We start from the raw sequence: 15,887 nt of genomic DNA, 5'->3' as shown, positions 1-15,887 counted from the left end.
CCTAGCCGCGCCGAACCGGGGGTGCCAATGGCGATTGCAGCCGACAAGCCGCTCAAGACCTTTTTGCCGCGCGGGCTCTATGCGCGGGCCGCGCTGATCCTGTTCCTGCCGGTCGTGGTCGTCACGCTGGTGGTCAGCGTGATGTTCCTGCAGCGCCATTTCGACGGCGTGACGCGGCAGATGACCGACAGCATGGCCCGAGAGGTGGCCTTCGTGTCGTCGCGCATGCAGTACATGACCGAGCCGCAGGCCGCGCGCGTGGCGGGGCGGTCGGTCGCGGACCCCCTGGGCGTGACGCTGCGCCTGCCGGTCGATCCCGCCCCCCGCGACAGCCGCCTCTTCTACGACTTCTCGGGGCGGGTCGTGATCGAGGTCCTGCGAGAGCGGCTGCCCAACATCGTCTCGGTCGATCTGGCCAGCAACGACAAGCGGGTCGAGGTGGCGCTGGAGGGGACCTTCGGGACCTATCAGCTGGGCTTCGATCGCCGGCGGGTCAGCGCGTCCAACCCGCACCAGCTGCTGGTGCTGATGATCTTCACCTCGCTTCTGATGACGGGGATCGCGACGATCTTCCTGCGCAACCAGCTGCGCCCGATCCGCAGGCTGGCCCATGCCGCCGAGGAATACGGCAAGGGCCGCATGGTCGCCTATCGCCCCCAGGGCGCGGTCGAGATCCGCAGCGCGGGCACGGCTTTCCTTGACATGCGCAACCGGCTGGAACGGCAGAACGAGCAGCGCAAGCTGATGATGTCGGGCATCAGCCACGACCTGCGCACGCCCCTGACGCGGCTGCGGCTGGGCCTGTCGGTGCTGTCGCCGGACCTGCCGCCCGAACCCGACGAGATCGCCGCGATGGAGGCCGACATCGCCGAGATGAACCGCATGGTGGACGGGTTCCTCGACTATGCCCGCGACGACGCGCAGGAAAGCCCGCCCCGGCCCGCGCAGGTGGCCGAGTTCATCGACGCCATCGTCGCGGATGCCCAGAGGGCGGGGCAGGCGGTCGAGCTGCGCAGCTTCGAGGGCGACCCTGAGGGGCTTGCGACCTTCCGCGCCGACATGCTGCGCCGGTCGATCGAGAACCTCATCGGCAACGCGGTCCGCTATGGCAGGCGGGCCGAGCTGGACGTGGCGCTTGGTCCGCGCAGCCTGCGCATCGGGGTCGAGGATGACGGCCCCGGCATCCCCGAGGACAGCATCGAGACCGCGATGCGCCCCTTCACGCGACTGGACCCCGCGCGCAACCGCAACAGCGCGCAGGGGGCGGGGCTGGGGCTGGCCATCGCGGGCGACGTGGCGCGCGCGCATGGCGGCCAGCTGCGCCTTGGGCGCGGCCCGCGGCTGGGCGGCCTGCGTGCCGAGATCGTGATCCCGCGCTGATCGGACGATAGCTCGGATTCTTGGCATCCCATTGAACGCGCCCCCCGCGCGGCCTAGATTGACTGCCAGCAGGGGCCGTGCGTTGCCATGACGGGGCCACGGCTTCGGGCAGAAAGGAACTGACATGACGGAATTCACCACCCAGACCTACCCGGTGCTGCCCCTTCGGGACATCGTCGTGTTCCCGCATATGATCGTGCCGCTGTTCGTGGGGCGCGACAAATCGGTGCGCGCATTGGAAGCGGTCATGGAATCGGACAGCCCGATCCTGCTGGCGGCCCAGAAGGACGCCTCGGTCGATGAGCCGACCGAGGACGGCATCTATCGCACGGGCGTGCTGGCCAACGTTCTGCAGCTGCTGAAGCTGCCCGACGGGACCGTGAAGGTGCTGGTCGAGGGGCGCGAGCGCGTGTCCATCACCGGCTATGTCCCGAATCCCGAACATTTCGAGGCGACCGCCGAGACCCTGGAAGAGAGCCTTGGCGACGAATCCACCGTGGTCGCGCTGGTCCGCACCGTCTCGGAGGAATTCGAGCGTTACGTGAAGGTGCGCAAGAACATCCCCGACGAGGTCGTGTCCACCGTGTCCGAGACGACCGAGCCGGGCAAGCTGGCCGACCTGGTCGCGGGCCATCTGGGCGTCGATCTGGATCGCAAGCAGGAATTGCTGGACACGCTCAGCATCGCCGAGCGGCTGGAGAAGATCTTCGGCCAGATGCAGGGCGAGATGTCGGTCCTGCAGGTCGAGAAGAAGATCAAGTCCCGCGTCAAGACCCAGATGGAGAAGACGCAGCGCGAGTACTACCTGAATGAGCAGATGAAGGCCATTCAGAAGGAGCTTGGCGACGGCGAGGACGGCCAGAACGAGCTGGACGAGCTGGAAGAGAAGATCGAGAAGACCAAGTTCAGCAAGGAAGCCCGCGAAAAGGCCGAGGCCGAGCTGAAGAAGCTGAAATCCATGTCGCCCATGTCGGCGGAAGCGACCGTCAGCCGGAACTATCTGGATTGGCTGCTGGCGCTGCCCTGGGGCGTGAAGTCGCGCACCAAGAAGGACCTGGGCAAGGCCGAGGCCATTCTGGACGCCGATCACTATGGTCTGGACAAGGTCAAGGAGCGCATCGTCGAATACCTGGCCGTGCAGGCGCGCAGCCAGAAGCTGAAGGGCCCGATCCTGACGCTGGTCGGTCCTCCGGGCGTGGGCAAGACCTCGCTTGGTCGCTCGATCGCCAAGGCGACGGGGCGCGAATTCATCCGCATCAGCCTTGGCGGCGTGCGTGACGAATCCGAGATCCGCGGCCACCGCCGGACCTATATCGGCTCGATGCCGGGCAAGATCATCCAGGCGCTGAAGAAGGCCAAGACGACGAACCCGCTGATCCTGCTGGACGAGATCGACAAGATGGGTCAGGACTTCCGCGGCGATCCGGCTTCGGCGATGCTGGAGGTGCTGGACCCCGAACAGAACTCGACCTTCGTGGACCACTATCTGGAAGTGGAATACGACCTGTCGAACGTGATGTTCGTGACCACGGCCAACAGCTACAACATGCCGGGGCCGCTTCTGGACCGGATGGAGGTGATCGGCCTGTCGGGTTACACCGAGGACGAGAAGCGCGAGATCGCGCGCGGTCACCTGCTGGACAAGCAGATCAAGGCCAACGGCCTGCGCAAGGGCGAATTCAGCGTCACCGACGAGGCGCTGACCCATGTCATCCGGTACTATACCCGCGAGGCAGGCGTCCGGTCCCTTGAACGCGAGATCGCGAAGCTGGCCCGCAAGGCCGTGACCGAGATCATGAAGGGTCAGGTCAAGTCCGTCGAGGTCACGCCCGAGAAGGCCGAGGAATATCTGGGCGTCCGCCGCTTCCGCTATGGCCTGGCCGAGAAGGAGGATCAGGTCGGCGTGGTGACGGGCCTTGCCTGGACCTCGGTCGGGGGGGACCTGCTGCAGATCGAGGCGCTGAAGCTGCCGGGCAAGGGTCGGATGAAGACCACGGGCAAGCTTGGCGACGTGATGAAGGAATCGATCGACGCGGCCTCCAGCTTCGTGCGCTCGATCTCGCCCGAGATCGGGGTCAAGCCGCCGGAATTCGACAAGCGGGACATTCACGTCCACGTTCCCGAAGGCGCGACGCCCAAGGACGGGCCGTCGGCAGGCATCGCGATGGTGACCTCGGTCGTGTCGGTGATGACGGGCATCCCAGTCCGCAAGGACGTCGCCATGACCGGCGAGGTCACGCTGCGCGGCAACGTGCTGGCGATCGGCGGCCTGAAGGAGAAGCTGCTGGCCGCATTGCGCGGCGGCATCAAGACCGTGCTGATCCCCGAGGATAACGCCAAGGACCTGGTGGAAATCCCCGAGAACGTGAAGGAAGGCTTGACCATCATCCCGGTCAGCCATGTCCGCGACGTCCTGCGCCACGCGCTGGTCCGCATGCCGGTCGCCGTCGAATGGGACGAGGCCGCCGAGGAAGCCGCCGAGGCTGCCCGCCTTGCGCGCCAGAACGAGGGCAAGGGATCGGGCGGCGCCGTCGCCCACTGATCGCCTGCCGAATGACCATCGAAGCGCCCGCCGGAACACCGGCGGGCGTTTTTCGTAGGTTGTTGCTACATTTTATTTCCATTAAACATGAAATATGGAAAAGAATCGCGCCCTCGATACCCTTTCGGCCCTGGCACATGACATCCGGCTGGACGTGTTCCGCTGCCTCGTGCAGGCGGGCCCCGAAGGGATGGCTGCGGGCGAGATCGCGCAGGCGCTGCAGATCCGCCCGAACACGCTGTCGAACAACCTGACGCTGCTGTCCCATGCAGGGCTGGTGCGTTCGACGCGCGAGGGCCGCTCGATCCGCTATTTCGCCGAGATGGCGACGATGACCGCGCTGCTGGGCTTCCTGTTGCGCGACTGTTGCGGCGGACGGGCAGAGTTGTGCCAGCCGATCCTGGACCAGATCGCGTGCGAGTGCTGACCGAACGACATCCTTGACCGAAGGGCCATGCTGCCGATGACCGACATGACTGCACACGAGGGCGGGGCCCTCGGACCGTTCGAACGCTGGCTGACCCTGTGGGTCGCGCTGGCGATGACAGGGGGCATCGCCCTGGGTGCCGTGGCGCCGGGCGTCGTCGGCGCCATCGCGGGCGCCGAGATCGCATCGATCAACCTGGTCGTCGCCGTGCTGATCTGGGCGATGGTCTATCCCATGATGGTGAATGTCGATTTCGGCGCGGTCGCCGGGGTCGCGCGACAGCCGCGCGGGCTGCTGATCACGCTGGCGGTGAACTGGCTGATCAAGCCCTTCACCATGGCGCTGCTGGCCGTGCTGTTCTTCGATCACGTCTTTGCCCCCTGGATCGCCCCCGAGGATGCGCAGCAATATATCGCGGGCCTGATCCTGCTGGGCGCCGCACCCTGCACCGCGATGGTCTTCGTATGGTCGCAGCTGACGCGGGGCGATGCGACCTATACGCTGGTGCAGGTCTCGGTGAACGACCTGATCATGGTCGTGGCCTTCGCGCCCATCGTCGCGCTGCTGCTGGGCGCGACCGAGATCTCGGTGCCCTGGCAGACGCTGGTGCTGGCGACGATCCTCTATGTCGTGCTGCCGCTGGCCGCCGGGCTGCTGACGCGCCGGATGTTGGGCAGCCAGCAGGCGATCGAGGCGTTTTCCCAACGCATCAAGCCCTGGTCGATCATCGGGCTGGTCGTGACGGTGGCAATCCTCTTTGCGCTGCAGGGTGGCGTCATCCTGGCGCGCCCGACGGTGATCCTGCTGATCGCCGTGCCGATCGTGGTCCAGAGCTATCTGATCTTCGCGCTTGGATACGGGGCGGCCTGGCTGATGCGGGTGCCGCACCGGATCGCGGCCCCCTGCGCCATGATCGGGACGTCGAACTTCTTCGAACTGGCGGTCGCTGTCGCGATCAGCCTGTTCGGGCTGAATTCGGGGGCGGCGCTGGCGACGGTCGTCGGCGTGCTGGTCGAGGTGCCGGTCATGCTGACGCTGGTCGCCTTCGCAAACCGGACGCGCAACAACTTCACGGGGGATCGGAAATGATAGTCATTCACCACAATCCCGGTTGCGGCACCTCGCGCAACGTCCTGGCCATCATCCGGGCGTCGGGTGCGGATCCGGTCGTCATCCCCTATCTGGATACGGGCTGGACCCGCCCGCAGCTTCTGGCGTTGTTCGCCGCGGCCGGCCTGACCCCGCGCGAGGCGCTGCGCACCACCAGATCGCCCGCAGCCGAGCTGGGCCTGCTGGACGAAGCTGTCGATGACGAAACGATCCTGTCTGCGATGCTGGAGCATCCGGTGCTTGTGAACCGGCCCATCGTCGCCTCGGCCACGGGGGTGCGGCTGTGCCGTCCGTCCGAAACCGTGCTGCCCCTGCTGGACCGCCGCCCCGAGGGGCCGCTGTTCAAGGAGGACGGCCAGATGATCCTGAACGAGAAGGGGGAAGTCGTTGACTGACCTGCCGAACCTGTCGCCCGCAAGCTTTCGCACGCCCGATCCCGAGGCGCTGTTTCCCGCGACCCGCAGCACCCACGCGCCGCGTGTCCTGCTGCTCTATGGCTCGTTGCGCGAACGCAGCTTTTCCCGGCTGTCGGCCGAGGAGGCCGCGCGCATCCTGAACGCCCTTGGCGCCGAGACGCGGTTCTTCGATCCGCGCGACCTGCCGATGGCCGACGCGACCGCCGACGATCACCCCAAGGTGGCCGAGCTGCGCGAGCTGGTGACCTGGTCCGAGGCCATGGTCTGGTCCTCGCCCGAACGGCACGGGGCGATGACGGGCGTCATGAAGAACCAGATCGACTGGATCCCGCTGTCGCTTGGCGGCGTGCGCCCGACGCAGGGCAAGACGCTGGCCGTCATGCAGGTCTGCGGCGGCAGCCAGAGCTTCAACACCGTGAACCAGATGCGGATCCTCGGGCGGTGGATGCGGCTGCTGACGATCCCGAACCAGTCCTCGGTCGCCAAGGCGTGGAACGAGTTCGACGATGCGGGGCGCATGAAGCCCTCGCCCTATTACGACCGGATCGTCGATGTCATAGAAGAACTGGTCCGCTTCACCCTCCTGACGCGGGACATCAAGGACCACCTTGTCGACCGCTATTCCGAGCGGGTCGAGAGCCACGAGGCGCTGTCGCGGCGCGTGAACCAGACAAGCGCGGTCTGACCGACGAAAATCAAGCCCTTGCGTCGTAAAGATTGACGCAAGGGCTTCTCTCGCTACTCTGGAACCATGCTTGTTCCGAGGAGGCGGGAATGGCCGAAAGGGAAGACATGCTGGACCCGATGCGCAAGGGGGCTGCCGATCCCCATGTTGCGCTGGTGGTGCAGAAGCGCGATTTCGTCGACAGGGTGCTGGCCGCCACGGGGGCCAAGCGCGGGGATGCCCGCCCCATCATCGAGGCCACGCTGGCGCAACTGGGGGATGTCCTGTCGTCAGGGTCCACGCTGGCGGTGCCGCCGCTCGGGCGGGGGCGGGTCGCGCTGGAACGCGATTCCCGCGGGGCCGAGGTGATCACCCTGCGTCTGAGAAGGCCCGCACAGGAAAAGAACTGATCGGGCGTTTCTGCCTCTTGCAACGGCTGGCGGGTGACGCTAGAAGCCGCGTCACGGGTGATTAGCTCAGTGGTAGAGCGCTTCGTTCACATCGAAGATGTCGGGGGTTCAAATCCCTCATCACCCACCATTCCCCCTTCGTGCCGAATTCAGCCGACGATCAGCTGCTTGATCTGAAGCGCCTCGTATTCCAGCGCCTGAAGGCGATAGTTCACGACATCCCCGATCGAGATCATCCCGATCATGTTGCCATGATCGACCACCGGCAGGTGGCGGAACCGCCCGTCGGTCATGCGGCGAAGCACCTTCACCAGCGACTCGTCGGCGGTGCAGGTCTCGGGCGAGGCGGTCATCAGGTCGGCCACGCTCTGGGGCAGGGTCTGGCCGGGCGTGTCAGCCAGGCGGCGCACGATGTCGCGTTCGGACAGGATGCCCACAAGTTCGCCCTGAGGCGACTGGACGGGCAGGGCGCCGATCTTGCGGTCGCGAAGCACGGTGACGGCAGTGGCGATGGTGTCGTCGGGCTGGATCCAGAAGATCTCGGTGCCCTTCTGGTCCAGAACGTGCTGGACGGTCGCCTGGGCTGCCGACAGGTTGGTATCGACACTCTGGCTTCGGGTCGGCTCGTGGCCTTCGTCGTCGCGGGTGTAAGGCTTGTATGACGCAACCATCGGCTGGGCCCTCCCTTGATACATCTTCAGCTTAATGCAATCAGCCTATCAAAACACGCATTAAGTTTCGGAGGTTCCAAGCCTTGCCCGACATGACGCTGACACCGGTGACCGCCACGATCATCTTCGTGATCGCCTGCCTTGCCGGATACGCCTATCGCCGGACCTGGAAAGCCGAAGGCCCGGCGTGGAAGTTGTGGTTGTTCGGAACGGTCGCAGCGGTCGCGCTGCTGGTGCTGGGTTTCACGCCGCTGACGGCGTGAGGCAGGCGGGTCAGGAAGCTTCCTGACCCATGTCTTCCAGCATCTTGCGTGCGCGGGGGCAGTTCAGCCGCTCGCGCAGCGGGCTGTCGGGGTCGATCTCCTGCTTGCAGACAAGGCAGTGATCGGCATCGGCGATGGCGTTCAGGCCACCGCAGCTGCCCTTGATGGTCCGCCCGCTGAAGATGACGCCAAGCGCCATCCCCAGCATGACGAACAGCAGAAGACCGAAGGCGAGGATGAAGGTCGACATCGCGATCCTCCTTTCCCTGGCTGGCGTTGTTCTTAGACGGCCAGCGCCTTGAAGCGGTCGCTTGCCGTGGTTGCAAAGCCATTGTCGCCCGACTGGCCGGAGCGATCAATGAACAGCGCCGCCATGTCACGATCATTTGCGATCTGCAGGCCACGCTCGGTGCCCAGCACCAGCAGGGCGGTCGCCCAGGCATCGGCCAGCATCGCGTTCTCGGTCATCACGGTGACGGACGCGGTCGAGTGGGTGACCGGGCGACCGGTGGTCGCGTCGATGATGTGCGAGTAGCGCTTGCCTTCGTAGTCGAAGAAGTTGCGGTAATCGCCCGAGGTGGCCATGCCCATGCCGGACACGCCGACGACCTGCTGGACGCCGCGGTTATGGCTCTGGGGTGTCTCGATCCCCACGCGCCATGCCTGGCCGTCCGGATTGGTCCCGGCGGTATAGAGATCGCCGCCGATCTCGACCATGTAGTCCTTGATGCCGAAATCGGACATCACGCTGGCGACGCGGTCGACGCCGTAACCCTTGCCGATGGCCGACAGGTAGACCTCGGCCTCGGGGCGCATCTTGTGCAGGCGCTGGCCTTCGACGCGCAGGGCGTCGGACTGGCCGCAGCATGCCATGGCGCGCGCGATCTCGGCATCGGTGGGCATGTCGTTGCGGGTCCGGCCCGCGCCGAAGCCCCACAGGTCGATCAGCGGGCCGACGGTGACGTCGAAGCTGCCGCCGGTCGCGGCGTTCACCTCGGCCGCGGCCTGCATGACATGGGCCAGATCGGCCGAGACCTTCATGCTGCCCGGCGTCGAGGCCGCGTTGAAGATCGAGATCTCGGAACCGGAATCCCAGTTCGACATCTGGCGATTGACCAGCGCGAGGCTGTTGTCGATGGCGGCCTGGAGTTCGGCCTGATCGACGTTGCGGCTGTGATCCACGGCCACGATGTTGTAGCTGGTGCCCATCGTCAGGCCGGACATTTCCAGAACCGACCAGCCCTTCTTGCACGCTGCCAGGGCAATCGGCATGACAAAGAAGCTACGACGAGTAAGATTGAAGGCGGTCGTCACGGGGTATCTCCGCAGAAAGATGGCGTATGTTCGACATGAGACAGGGGGCGTTCTGACGATCTTTGGCCCCGGATACAACATTAAAGTCGAAAAATCCCCGTAAAGAACTTCCATAACGCGGCCATGAAGCGCATAAGGCTGCCGGGAAAAGGACAGGACGAAACCACGTGCAGCAATATACGTTGAGAAAAGGTCTCGATGTCCCGGTGCTGGGGGCTCCGGAGGGCGGAATCGAAAACGCGCAAGCGGTTCGCACCGTTGCCGTCTTGGGGCAGGACTACCTCGGGCTGAAGCCTCGACTCGCGGTTCAGGAGGGCGACATCGTCGCCGCCGGTGCGCCGATCCTGGCGCACAAGGACACGCCCCAGGTTCAGGTCACCGCGCCGGTATCGGGCAGAATCAAGGCCATAAATCGCGGCGCGCGCCGTGTTCTGATCAGTGTCGAGATCGAGGTCGACGACAGCGCGGCCGAGCCGGTCGACTTCTCGGGTATCGGCAATGCCGACACCGCCGAGGGTCTGGCCGAGCGTCTCTGCGCCTCGGGGCTGTGGACCTCGTTCCGTACGCGTCCCTATTCCAAGGTTCCCGAACCCGAATCGCGTCCCGCCGCGATCTTCGTCACCGCGATGGATACCGAGCCGCTGTCGGGCGACGCGGCCACGATCATCGCCGACGGGGCTGCGGCATTTCGGCGCGGCCTGCAGGCGATCACCCTGCTGACCGAGGGGAACACCTATCTGTGCCAGCGTCCCTCGGACCGAATCGTCGAGGGCGAGATCCCCGGCGTCGTCGTCGCGGGATTCGACGGGCCCCACCCGGCGGGCCTTGCAGGCACGCACATGCATTTCCTCGATGCGCCGTCGAACAGCCGCACGGTCTGGACCATCGGCTATCACGACGTGATCGCCATCGGCCGCCTGCTGGAAACCGGGCGCATCGACAGCACCCGCGTCGTTGCCATCGGCGGCCCGCTCTCGGCGCGTCCGCGCCTTGTGCGCACGCTGGCCGGGGCCTCGATGACCGATCTCTGCGCCGAGGATCTGGCCACGGACCAGCCGGTCCGCGTCATCTCGGGGTCGATCCTGTCGGGTCGCATGGGTGACGGGCCGACGGCCTATCTGGGCCGCTATGCCCGCCAGATCACGCTGATCAAGGAGGATCACGAGCAGATCCCCATGGGCTGGATCCGCCCGATGTTCAGCAAGTACGCCTTCCAGCCGGTGCTGGGTTCGGCGCTGAAGAACAAGCTGTTCCCGCTGACGTCGAACCTGAATGGCGGTCGTCGCGCGATGGTGCCGATCGGCACGTTCGAGAAGCTGATGCCGCAGGACTTCCTGCCGACGCAGCTTCTGCGCGCGCTGCTGGTGATGGATACCGACCAGGCGCAGGCGCTCGGCGCGCTGGAGCTGGACGAGGAAGACCTCGGGCTCTGCGGCTTTGCCTGCCCGGCCAAATACGAATATGGCATCGCCCTGCGCGACAGCCTTACCAAGATCGAGAAGGAGGGCTAGGTCGTGGGTCTCCGCACATTCTTCGACCGGATCGAGCCGCAGTTCACCCGCGGCGGCAAGTACGAGAAGTACTTCCCCATCTACGAGATGGTCGAAAGCTTCATCTATACGCCCAAGACGGTCACGACCGTCGCGCCGCATGCCCGCTCGTATATCGACATGAAGCGGATCATGACCTACGTGGTCATCGCGACGATCCCGTGCATCCTGTTCGGCCTGTACAATACGGGCCTACAGACCAACATGGCGATCGCCGAATACGGCGCATCGGGCTGGCGCGCCTGGATCATCGAATCCCTGGGCATCGGGTTCAACCCGGCCAATCCGCTGGCCAACATGCTGCACGGGCTGCTGTATTTCCTGCCCATCTACATCGTGACGCTGATCGCGGGCGGCATCTTCGAGGTGATCTTCGCGGTCGTGCGCGGCCACGAGGTCAACGAGGGCTTCCTCGTGTCCTCGATGCTGTACGCGCTGATCCTTCCGGCCTCGGCGCCGCTGTGGCAGGTCGCACTGGGCATCATCTTCGGCGTCGTGATCGGCAAGGAAGTCTTCGGCGGCACGGGCAAGAACTTCCTCAACCCGGCGCTGGTCGGGCGGGCGTTCCTGTATTTCGCCTATCCCGCGCAGATGTCGGGCGACACGATCTGGACGCCGGTCGACGGCTTCTCGGGGGCGACGGCGCTGGCCATCGGCGCGACCGACGGCTACCAGGCGCTGCCCGAACGCGGCATCACCTGGATGGACGCCTTCATCGGCACGATCCAGGGCTGCATCGGGGAAACCTCGACGCTGGCGGCGCTGATCGGCCTGGCGTTCCTGCTGGCCACCCGCATCGCCAACTGGCGCCTGATCGCGGGCTGCCTGCTGGGGATGATCGGATTCTCGACGCTTCTGAACTTCATCGGTTCGGACACGAACCCGATGTTCGCCATGCCCTGGCACTGGCACCTGGTCGTCGGCGGCTATGCCTTCGGTCTGGCCTTCATGGTCACCGAACCGGTCTCGGCCAGCCACACGAATGCGGGCCGCTGGATCTATGGCGCGCTGATCGGCTTCATGGTCGTGATGATCCGCGTCATCAACCCGGCCTTCCCGGAAGGCATGATGCTGGCGATCCTGTTCGGGAACGTCTTCGCGCCGCTGATCGACCACTTCGTCGTGCAGGCCAACATCAAACGGAGGGCCAAGCGCAATGCCTGACGAGAACCAGAAGAAGGGCCCCCTCGGCCGCTTCCTCGACCTTCCGGCGGATTCGATCACCAAGACCGTGGTGGTCGCGACCTCGCTCTGCCTCGTCGCCTCGATGATCGTGTCGGCGGCGGCCGTGACCCTGCGCCCCGTGCAGCAGGCCAACAGCCAGCGCGACAAGCAGATCAACATCCTCGAGGTGGCGGGCATCTACGAGCCCGGCACCGACGTGGCCCAGGCCTTCGAGGCGTTCGAGCCGCATGTGGTCGAGCTGGAGACGGGCGAGTTCACCGACCGCTACGACATCGAGACCTATACCGATCTGGCCGCGTCCGAGGACCCGGCCCTGATCCGCGCGCTGGACGAGGATCCGGCGGGCCTGGGCGGCCAGATGCTGGCCTACCAGATGGTCTATCTGCTGCGCGACGATGCGGGCGGGATCGACAAGGTCATCCTGCCGATCGAGGGCTATGGCCTGTGGTCGACGCTCTATGGTTTCATCGCGCTCGAGGCGAACGGCAACGACATCTTCGGCCTGCAGTTCTATCAGCACGGCGAGACGCCGGGCCTGGGCGCCGAGGTGGACAACCCCCGCTGGAAGGCGCTGTGGAACGGCAAGAAGCTGCGTGACGAGGACGGCACGCTGCAGATCACCGTGGACAAGGCACCGCCCGCGGCGGGCCGCGACTATTACATCGACGCGCTTTCGGGGGCGACCCTGACCTCGCGCGGCGTGGACAACCTGGTACGCTTCTGGATGGGCGAAGAAGCCTTCGGTCCCTTCCTCGAACGGCTCAAGGCAGGAGAGATCTGATGGCCCAGACACGTAGATCGCAACTCGTGGACCCGCTGATCGACAACAACCCGATCACGCTTCAGGTCCTCGGCATCTGTTCGGCGCTGGCGGTCACCTCCTCGCTGAAGGTCGCGCTGGTCATGGCCATCGCCGTGACGCTGGTGACGGCGTTCTCGTCGATGTTCATCTCGATGCTGCGCAACCACATCCCGGGTTCCATCCGGATCATCGTGCAGATGGTCATCATCGCGTCGCTGGTGATCCTGGTCGACCAGGTCCTCAAGGCCTATGCCTTCGAGATCTCGAAGACCCTGTCGGTCTTCGTCGGCCTGATCATCACGAACTGCATCGTGATGGGCCGCGCCGAGGCCTTCGCCATGAAGAACCCGCCCATCGACAGCTTCATCGACGGCGTCGGCAACGGGCTGGGCTATGGCCTGATCCTGATGACCGTCGGCGTCATCCGCGAGCTGTTCGGCTCGGGGTCGCTGTTCGGCATCACCATCATGGAAACCGTCAACAACGGCGGCTGGTACGTCCCGAACGGCCTGCTGCTGCTGCCGCCTTCGGCCTTCTTCGTGATCGGCCTGCTGATCTGGGCCATCCGCGCCTGGAAACCCGGCCAGGTCGAAGAGCGCCAGTACAAGATCCAGACCGTGGAGGCCCACTGATGGAGGGTTTGATCTCTCTCGCCGTCAAGGCGGTCTTCGTCGAGAACCTCGCGCTGTCCTTCTTCCTGGGCATGTGCACCTTCATCGCGGTGTCGAAGAAGATCTCGACGGCGATCGGTCTTGGCGTGTCGGTTATGATCGTGCAGGCGATCACCGTGCCGGCGAACAACCTGATCCTGACCCAGCTGCTGGCGCCCGGCGCGCTGGCATGGGCGGGCTTCCCCGATATCGACCTGACCTTCCTCGGGCTGATCTCCTATATCGGCGTCATCGCGGCGCTGGTTCAGATCCTGGAGATGGTTCTCGATAAGTACTTCCCGCCGCTCTACAACGCGCTCGGGGTGTTCCTGCCGCTGATCACGGTGAACTGCGCCATCCTGGGCGGTTCGCTGTTCATGGTCGAACGCGGCTACAACTTCTCGGAAAGCGTGACCTACGGCGTCTCGTCCGGCTTCGGCTGGGCACTGGCGATCACCGCGATGGCCGGCGTGCGCGAGAAGCTGAAATATTCGGACATCCCCGACGGCCTGCAGGGCCTGGGCATCACCTTCATCACCGCGGGTCTGATGGCGCTTGCCTTCATGTCCTTCAGCGGCGTGAAACTCTGAACGCGGAAGGGGTCAGCAAGACATGGAAACCTTCAGCCTCGGCGTCATCCTGTTCACCCTGATCGTGATCGCGCTGGTCACGATCATCCTTGCCGCGCGGTCGCGGCTGGTGTCCTCGGGCAACGTCAACATCACCATCAACGGCGAGAAGACCATCTCGGTCCCCGCCGGTGGCAAGCTGCTGCAGACGCTGGCCGAACAGAAGCTGTTCGTGCCCTCGGCCTGCGGCGGCGGCGGCACCTGCGCGCAGTGCCGCGTGCGCGTCCACGAGGGCGGCGGGTCGATCCTGCCGACCGAGGAAAGCCACATCACCAAGCGCGAGGCCGCATGCGGCGACCGCCTGTCCTGCCAGGTCGCGGTCAAGCAGGACATGCAGATCGAAGTCCCCGAAGAGGTGTTCGGCGTCAAGAAATGGGAATGCGAGGTCATTTCCAACGACAACGTCGCGACCTTCATCAAGGCGCTGGTCCTGAAGCTGCCCGAGGGCGAGGACGTGAAGTTCCGCGCGGGCGGCTACATCCAGATCGAGGCCCCGGCCCACAAGCTGTCCTACAAGGATTTCGACGTGGATGCCGAGTACCGCGAGGACTGGGACAAGTTCAACCTGTGGCAATACGAGAGCGAGGTCGCCGAGCCGATCGAGCGCGCGTATTCGATGGCGAACTATCCGGACGAGAAGGGCATCATCATGCTCAACGTCCGCGTCGCCTCGCCCCCGCCGGGGTCGCAGGGCATCCCGCCGGGCAAGATGTCGTCCTACATCTTCAACCTGAAGCCGGGCGACAAGGTCACCATCTCGGGTCCGTTCGGCGAATTCTTCGCCCGCGAGACCAAGAAGGAGATGGTCTTCATCGGCGGCGGCGCGGGCATGGCGCCCATGCGCAGCCACATCTTCGACCAGCTCAAGCGCCTCGAGAACCGCGACCGCAAGATCACCTTCTGGTACGGCGCACGTTCCAAGCGCGAGATGTTCTTCGTCGAGGATTTCGACGAGCTGGCCGCCCAGTTCCCGAACTTCGAATGGCATGTCGCGCTGTCGGACGCGCTGCCCGAGGACGACTGGAAGGGCTTCACCGGCTTCATCCACAACGTCCTCTACGAGGAATACCTCAAGGATCACCCGAACCCCGAGGATTGCGAATACTACATGTGCGGTCCCCCCATCATGAACCAGTCGGTCATCAACATGCTCCTCGAGCTTGGCGTCGACCGCGAGGATATCATGCTGGACGATTTCGGCGGCTGATACGGAAAACGGGGGCTTCGGCCCCCGTCTTCTTTTGCGCCCCTGCGGTTCACGCGGGGGCGAAGTTCGATTATATGACCTGCTTTCTCTGTGTCGCCGGGCCGCCCGGGGCGGTCATTCGCGAAGGTGTTCGAAGATGAAGCTGCAGGATCATGCCCGCCTGTCGGTCGCACCCATGATGGATTGGACGGATAAGTAGAAAATACTATTTTTTACAAAGATCTAGTATATTATGAATTTTAAAATCATACAATTTAGTCATACTGTCGGTTTCGTTAGTTGTGAAAATGATCGAAGTCGCGCTTCGCCTCTGCGTGTCTGGCGTCCAAGTAGGACGCCAGATCGGTGAGGTGAATCGCCTTGGCTGACTTCTGCGAAGCTTCGACGTTCACCAAGGGCAGGGCGATGTGACCGTCAGTGACCTTCCGCAAGAAATTAGTTCGGTTTAGGTGGGGGAAGAAGTCTTCCACCACACGTTCGACCGGAACCAGGGGAAGGCCCCGATAGCGTCCGGTCAGCATCCAAAGTGTATCCATTCAATATCCTTTCTCTGGAACAAAAAAAGGCGAGGGTCCTAGGGTCAGGACCCATTAATTTTCTTGATGCCGTCCTGTCGGCGTGATTCACGCTCCCAAACAGGTGGGGGCATCATGAGTAATCTTTTCTG

At 64.5% G+C, this 15,887-nt stretch carries 18 protein-coding genes and 1 tRNA gene; 15 read left to right on the top strand and 4 right to left on the bottom strand.

Annotated features, from left to right (window positions below; all coding sequences use genetic code 11):
• The first annotated feature begins 27 nt into the window (after positions 1 to 27).
• From F804_RS0110920 to F804_RS0110885, 8 genes are all read left to right on the top strand, one after another.
• Complete coding sequence (locus F804_RS0110920) at positions 28 to 1,380, top strand: ATP-binding protein (RefSeq protein ID WP_022707787.1); 1,353 nt, start codon at positions 28 to 30, stop codon at positions 1,378 to 1,380.
• A 124-nt stretch (positions 1,381 to 1,504) separates the two neighbouring features.
• A complete protein-coding gene (gene lon, locus F804_RS0110915) occupies positions 1,505 to 3,922 on the top strand; it encodes an endopeptidase La (RefSeq protein ID WP_022707786.1) in 2,418 nt (805 codons plus the stop codon).
• Between the two features lie 94 nt (positions 3,923 to 4,016).
• The gene (locus tag F804_RS0110910; protein ID WP_022707785.1) at positions 4,017 to 4,349 is read left to right on the top strand and encodes an ArsR/SmtB family transcription factor; all 333 of its coding nucleotides are present in this window, start codon (positions 4,017 to 4,019) and stop codon (positions 4,347 to 4,349) included.
• Positions 4,350 to 4,385: 36 nt separating this feature from the next.
• Positions 4,386 to 5,438: an ACR3 family arsenite efflux transporter gene (arsB, locus tag F804_RS0110905; RefSeq protein WP_028725886.1), complete on the top strand. Its 1,053-nt coding sequence runs from the start codon at positions 4,386 to 4,388 to the stop codon at positions 5,436 to 5,438.
• Positions 5,435 to 5,854 (top strand): arsenate reductase family protein, encoded by a 420-nt coding sequence (locus F804_RS0110900; protein WP_022707783.1) that lies wholly within the window; start codon positions 5,435 to 5,437, stop codon positions 5,852 to 5,854. The genes arsB and F804_RS0110900 overlap by 4 nt, the downstream gene beginning before the upstream one ends.
• Entirely contained in the window at positions 5,847 to 6,560 is a 714-nt protein-coding gene (gene arsH, locus F804_RS0110895) for an arsenical resistance protein ArsH (protein WP_022707782.1), read from the top strand. Before F804_RS0110900 ends, arsH begins: the two co-directional genes overlap by 8 nt.
• 89 nt (positions 6,561 to 6,649) lie before the next feature.
• Positions 6,650 to 6,949 (top strand): hypothetical protein, encoded by a 300-nt coding sequence (locus F804_RS16275; RefSeq protein WP_022707781.1) that lies wholly within the window; start codon positions 6,650 to 6,652, stop codon positions 6,947 to 6,949.
• Between the two features lie 55 nt (positions 6,950 to 7,004).
• Positions 7,005 to 7,079: transfer RNA gene (locus F804_RS0110885), tRNA-Val, on the top strand.
• A 19-nt stretch (positions 7,080 to 7,098) separates the two neighbouring features.
• Here the strand turns inward: F804_RS0110885 and F804_RS0110880 are convergent.
• Complete coding sequence (locus F804_RS0110880) at positions 7,099 to 7,620, bottom strand: CBS domain-containing protein (RefSeq protein WP_022707780.1); 522 nt, start codon at positions 7,618 to 7,620, stop codon at positions 7,099 to 7,101.
• A 92-nt stretch (positions 7,621 to 7,712) separates the two neighbouring features.
• Here F804_RS0110880 and F804_RS0110875 point away from each other — a divergent pair, with 92 nt between their 5' ends.
• Positions 7,713 to 7,883 carry a hypothetical protein gene (locus tag F804_RS0110875; protein WP_425413873.1) on the top strand — a complete coding sequence of 57 codons (171 nt, stop codon included), beginning with the start codon at positions 7,713 to 7,715 and terminating at the stop codon, positions 7,881 to 7,883.
• A gap of 10 nt (positions 7,884 to 7,893) precedes the next feature.
• Here the strand turns inward: F804_RS0110875 and nqrM are convergent, their stop codons facing one another.
• Entirely contained in the window at positions 7,894 to 8,133 is a 240-nt protein-coding gene (nqrM, locus tag F804_RS0110870; RefSeq protein WP_022707778.1) for a (Na+)-NQR maturation NqrM, read from the bottom strand.
• Between the two features lie 32 nt (positions 8,134 to 8,165).
• Positions 8,166 to 9,155, bottom strand: a complete 990-nt coding sequence (locus F804_RS0110865) for an FAD:protein FMN transferase (protein WP_022707777.1) — start codon at positions 9,153 to 9,155, stop codon at positions 8,166 to 8,168.
• 209 nt (positions 9,156 to 9,364) lie between these two features.
• Here F804_RS0110865 and F804_RS0110860 point away from each other — a divergent pair, with 209 nt between their 5' ends.
• Genes F804_RS0110860 through nqrF form a run of 6 tightly spaced genes read left to right on the top strand, consistent with a single transcriptional unit; the run spans position 9,365 to position 15,220 of the window.
• Positions 9,365 to 10,708 (top strand): Na(+)-translocating NADH-quinone reductase subunit A, encoded by a 1,344-nt coding sequence (locus F804_RS0110860; RefSeq protein ID WP_028725884.1) that lies wholly within the window; start codon positions 9,365 to 9,367, stop codon positions 10,706 to 10,708.
• A 3-nt stretch (positions 10,709 to 10,711) separates the two neighbouring features.
• Positions 10,712 to 11,911, top strand: a complete 1,200-nt coding sequence (locus F804_RS0110855; RefSeq protein WP_022707775.1) for an NADH:ubiquinone reductase (Na(+)-transporting) subunit B — start codon at positions 10,712 to 10,714, stop codon at positions 11,909 to 11,911.
• Positions 11,904 to 12,713: a Na(+)-translocating NADH-quinone reductase subunit C gene (locus F804_RS0110850; RefSeq protein ID WP_022707774.1), complete on the top strand. Its 810-nt coding sequence runs from the start codon at positions 11,904 to 11,906 to the stop codon at positions 12,711 to 12,713. Before F804_RS0110855 ends, F804_RS0110850 begins: the two co-directional genes overlap by 8 nt.
• The gene (locus tag F804_RS0110845) at positions 12,713 to 13,366 is read left to right on the top strand and encodes an NADH:ubiquinone reductase (Na(+)-transporting) subunit D (protein WP_022707773.1); all 654 of its coding nucleotides are present in this window, start codon (positions 12,713 to 12,715) and stop codon (positions 13,364 to 13,366) included. The genes F804_RS0110850 and F804_RS0110845 overlap by 1 nt, the downstream gene beginning before the upstream one ends.
• Positions 13,366 to 13,974: an NADH:ubiquinone reductase (Na(+)-transporting) subunit E gene (gene nqrE, locus F804_RS0110840; protein WP_022707772.1), complete on the top strand. Its 609-nt coding sequence runs from the start codon at positions 13,366 to 13,368 to the stop codon at positions 13,972 to 13,974. Before F804_RS0110845 ends, nqrE begins: the two co-directional genes overlap by 1 nt.
• Positions 13,975 to 13,996: 22 nt before the next feature.
• Positions 13,997 to 15,220, top strand: a complete 1,224-nt coding sequence (gene nqrF / locus F804_RS0110835; RefSeq protein WP_022707771.1) for an NADH:ubiquinone reductase (Na(+)-transporting) subunit F — start codon at positions 13,997 to 13,999, stop codon at positions 15,218 to 15,220.
• Between the two features lie 275 nt (positions 15,221 to 15,495).
• Here nqrF and F804_RS0110830 read toward each other — a convergent pair whose 3' ends face one another.
• Positions 15,496 to 15,756, bottom strand: coding sequence for a pyocin activator PrtN family protein (locus F804_RS0110830; RefSeq protein WP_022707770.1), 261 nt, complete (start codon positions 15,754 to 15,756; stop codon positions 15,496 to 15,498).
• Positions 15,757 to 15,887: the final 131 nt, after the last annotated feature.

The sequence above is a fragment of the Paracoccus zeaxanthinifaciens ATCC 21588 genome (assembly GCF_000420145.1).
Classification (GTDB): Bacteria; Pseudomonadota; Alphaproteobacteria; order Rhodobacterales; family Rhodobacteraceae; genus Paracoccus; species Paracoccus zeaxanthinifaciens.
This window is presented reverse-complemented; position numbering and strand designations above follow the sequence as displayed.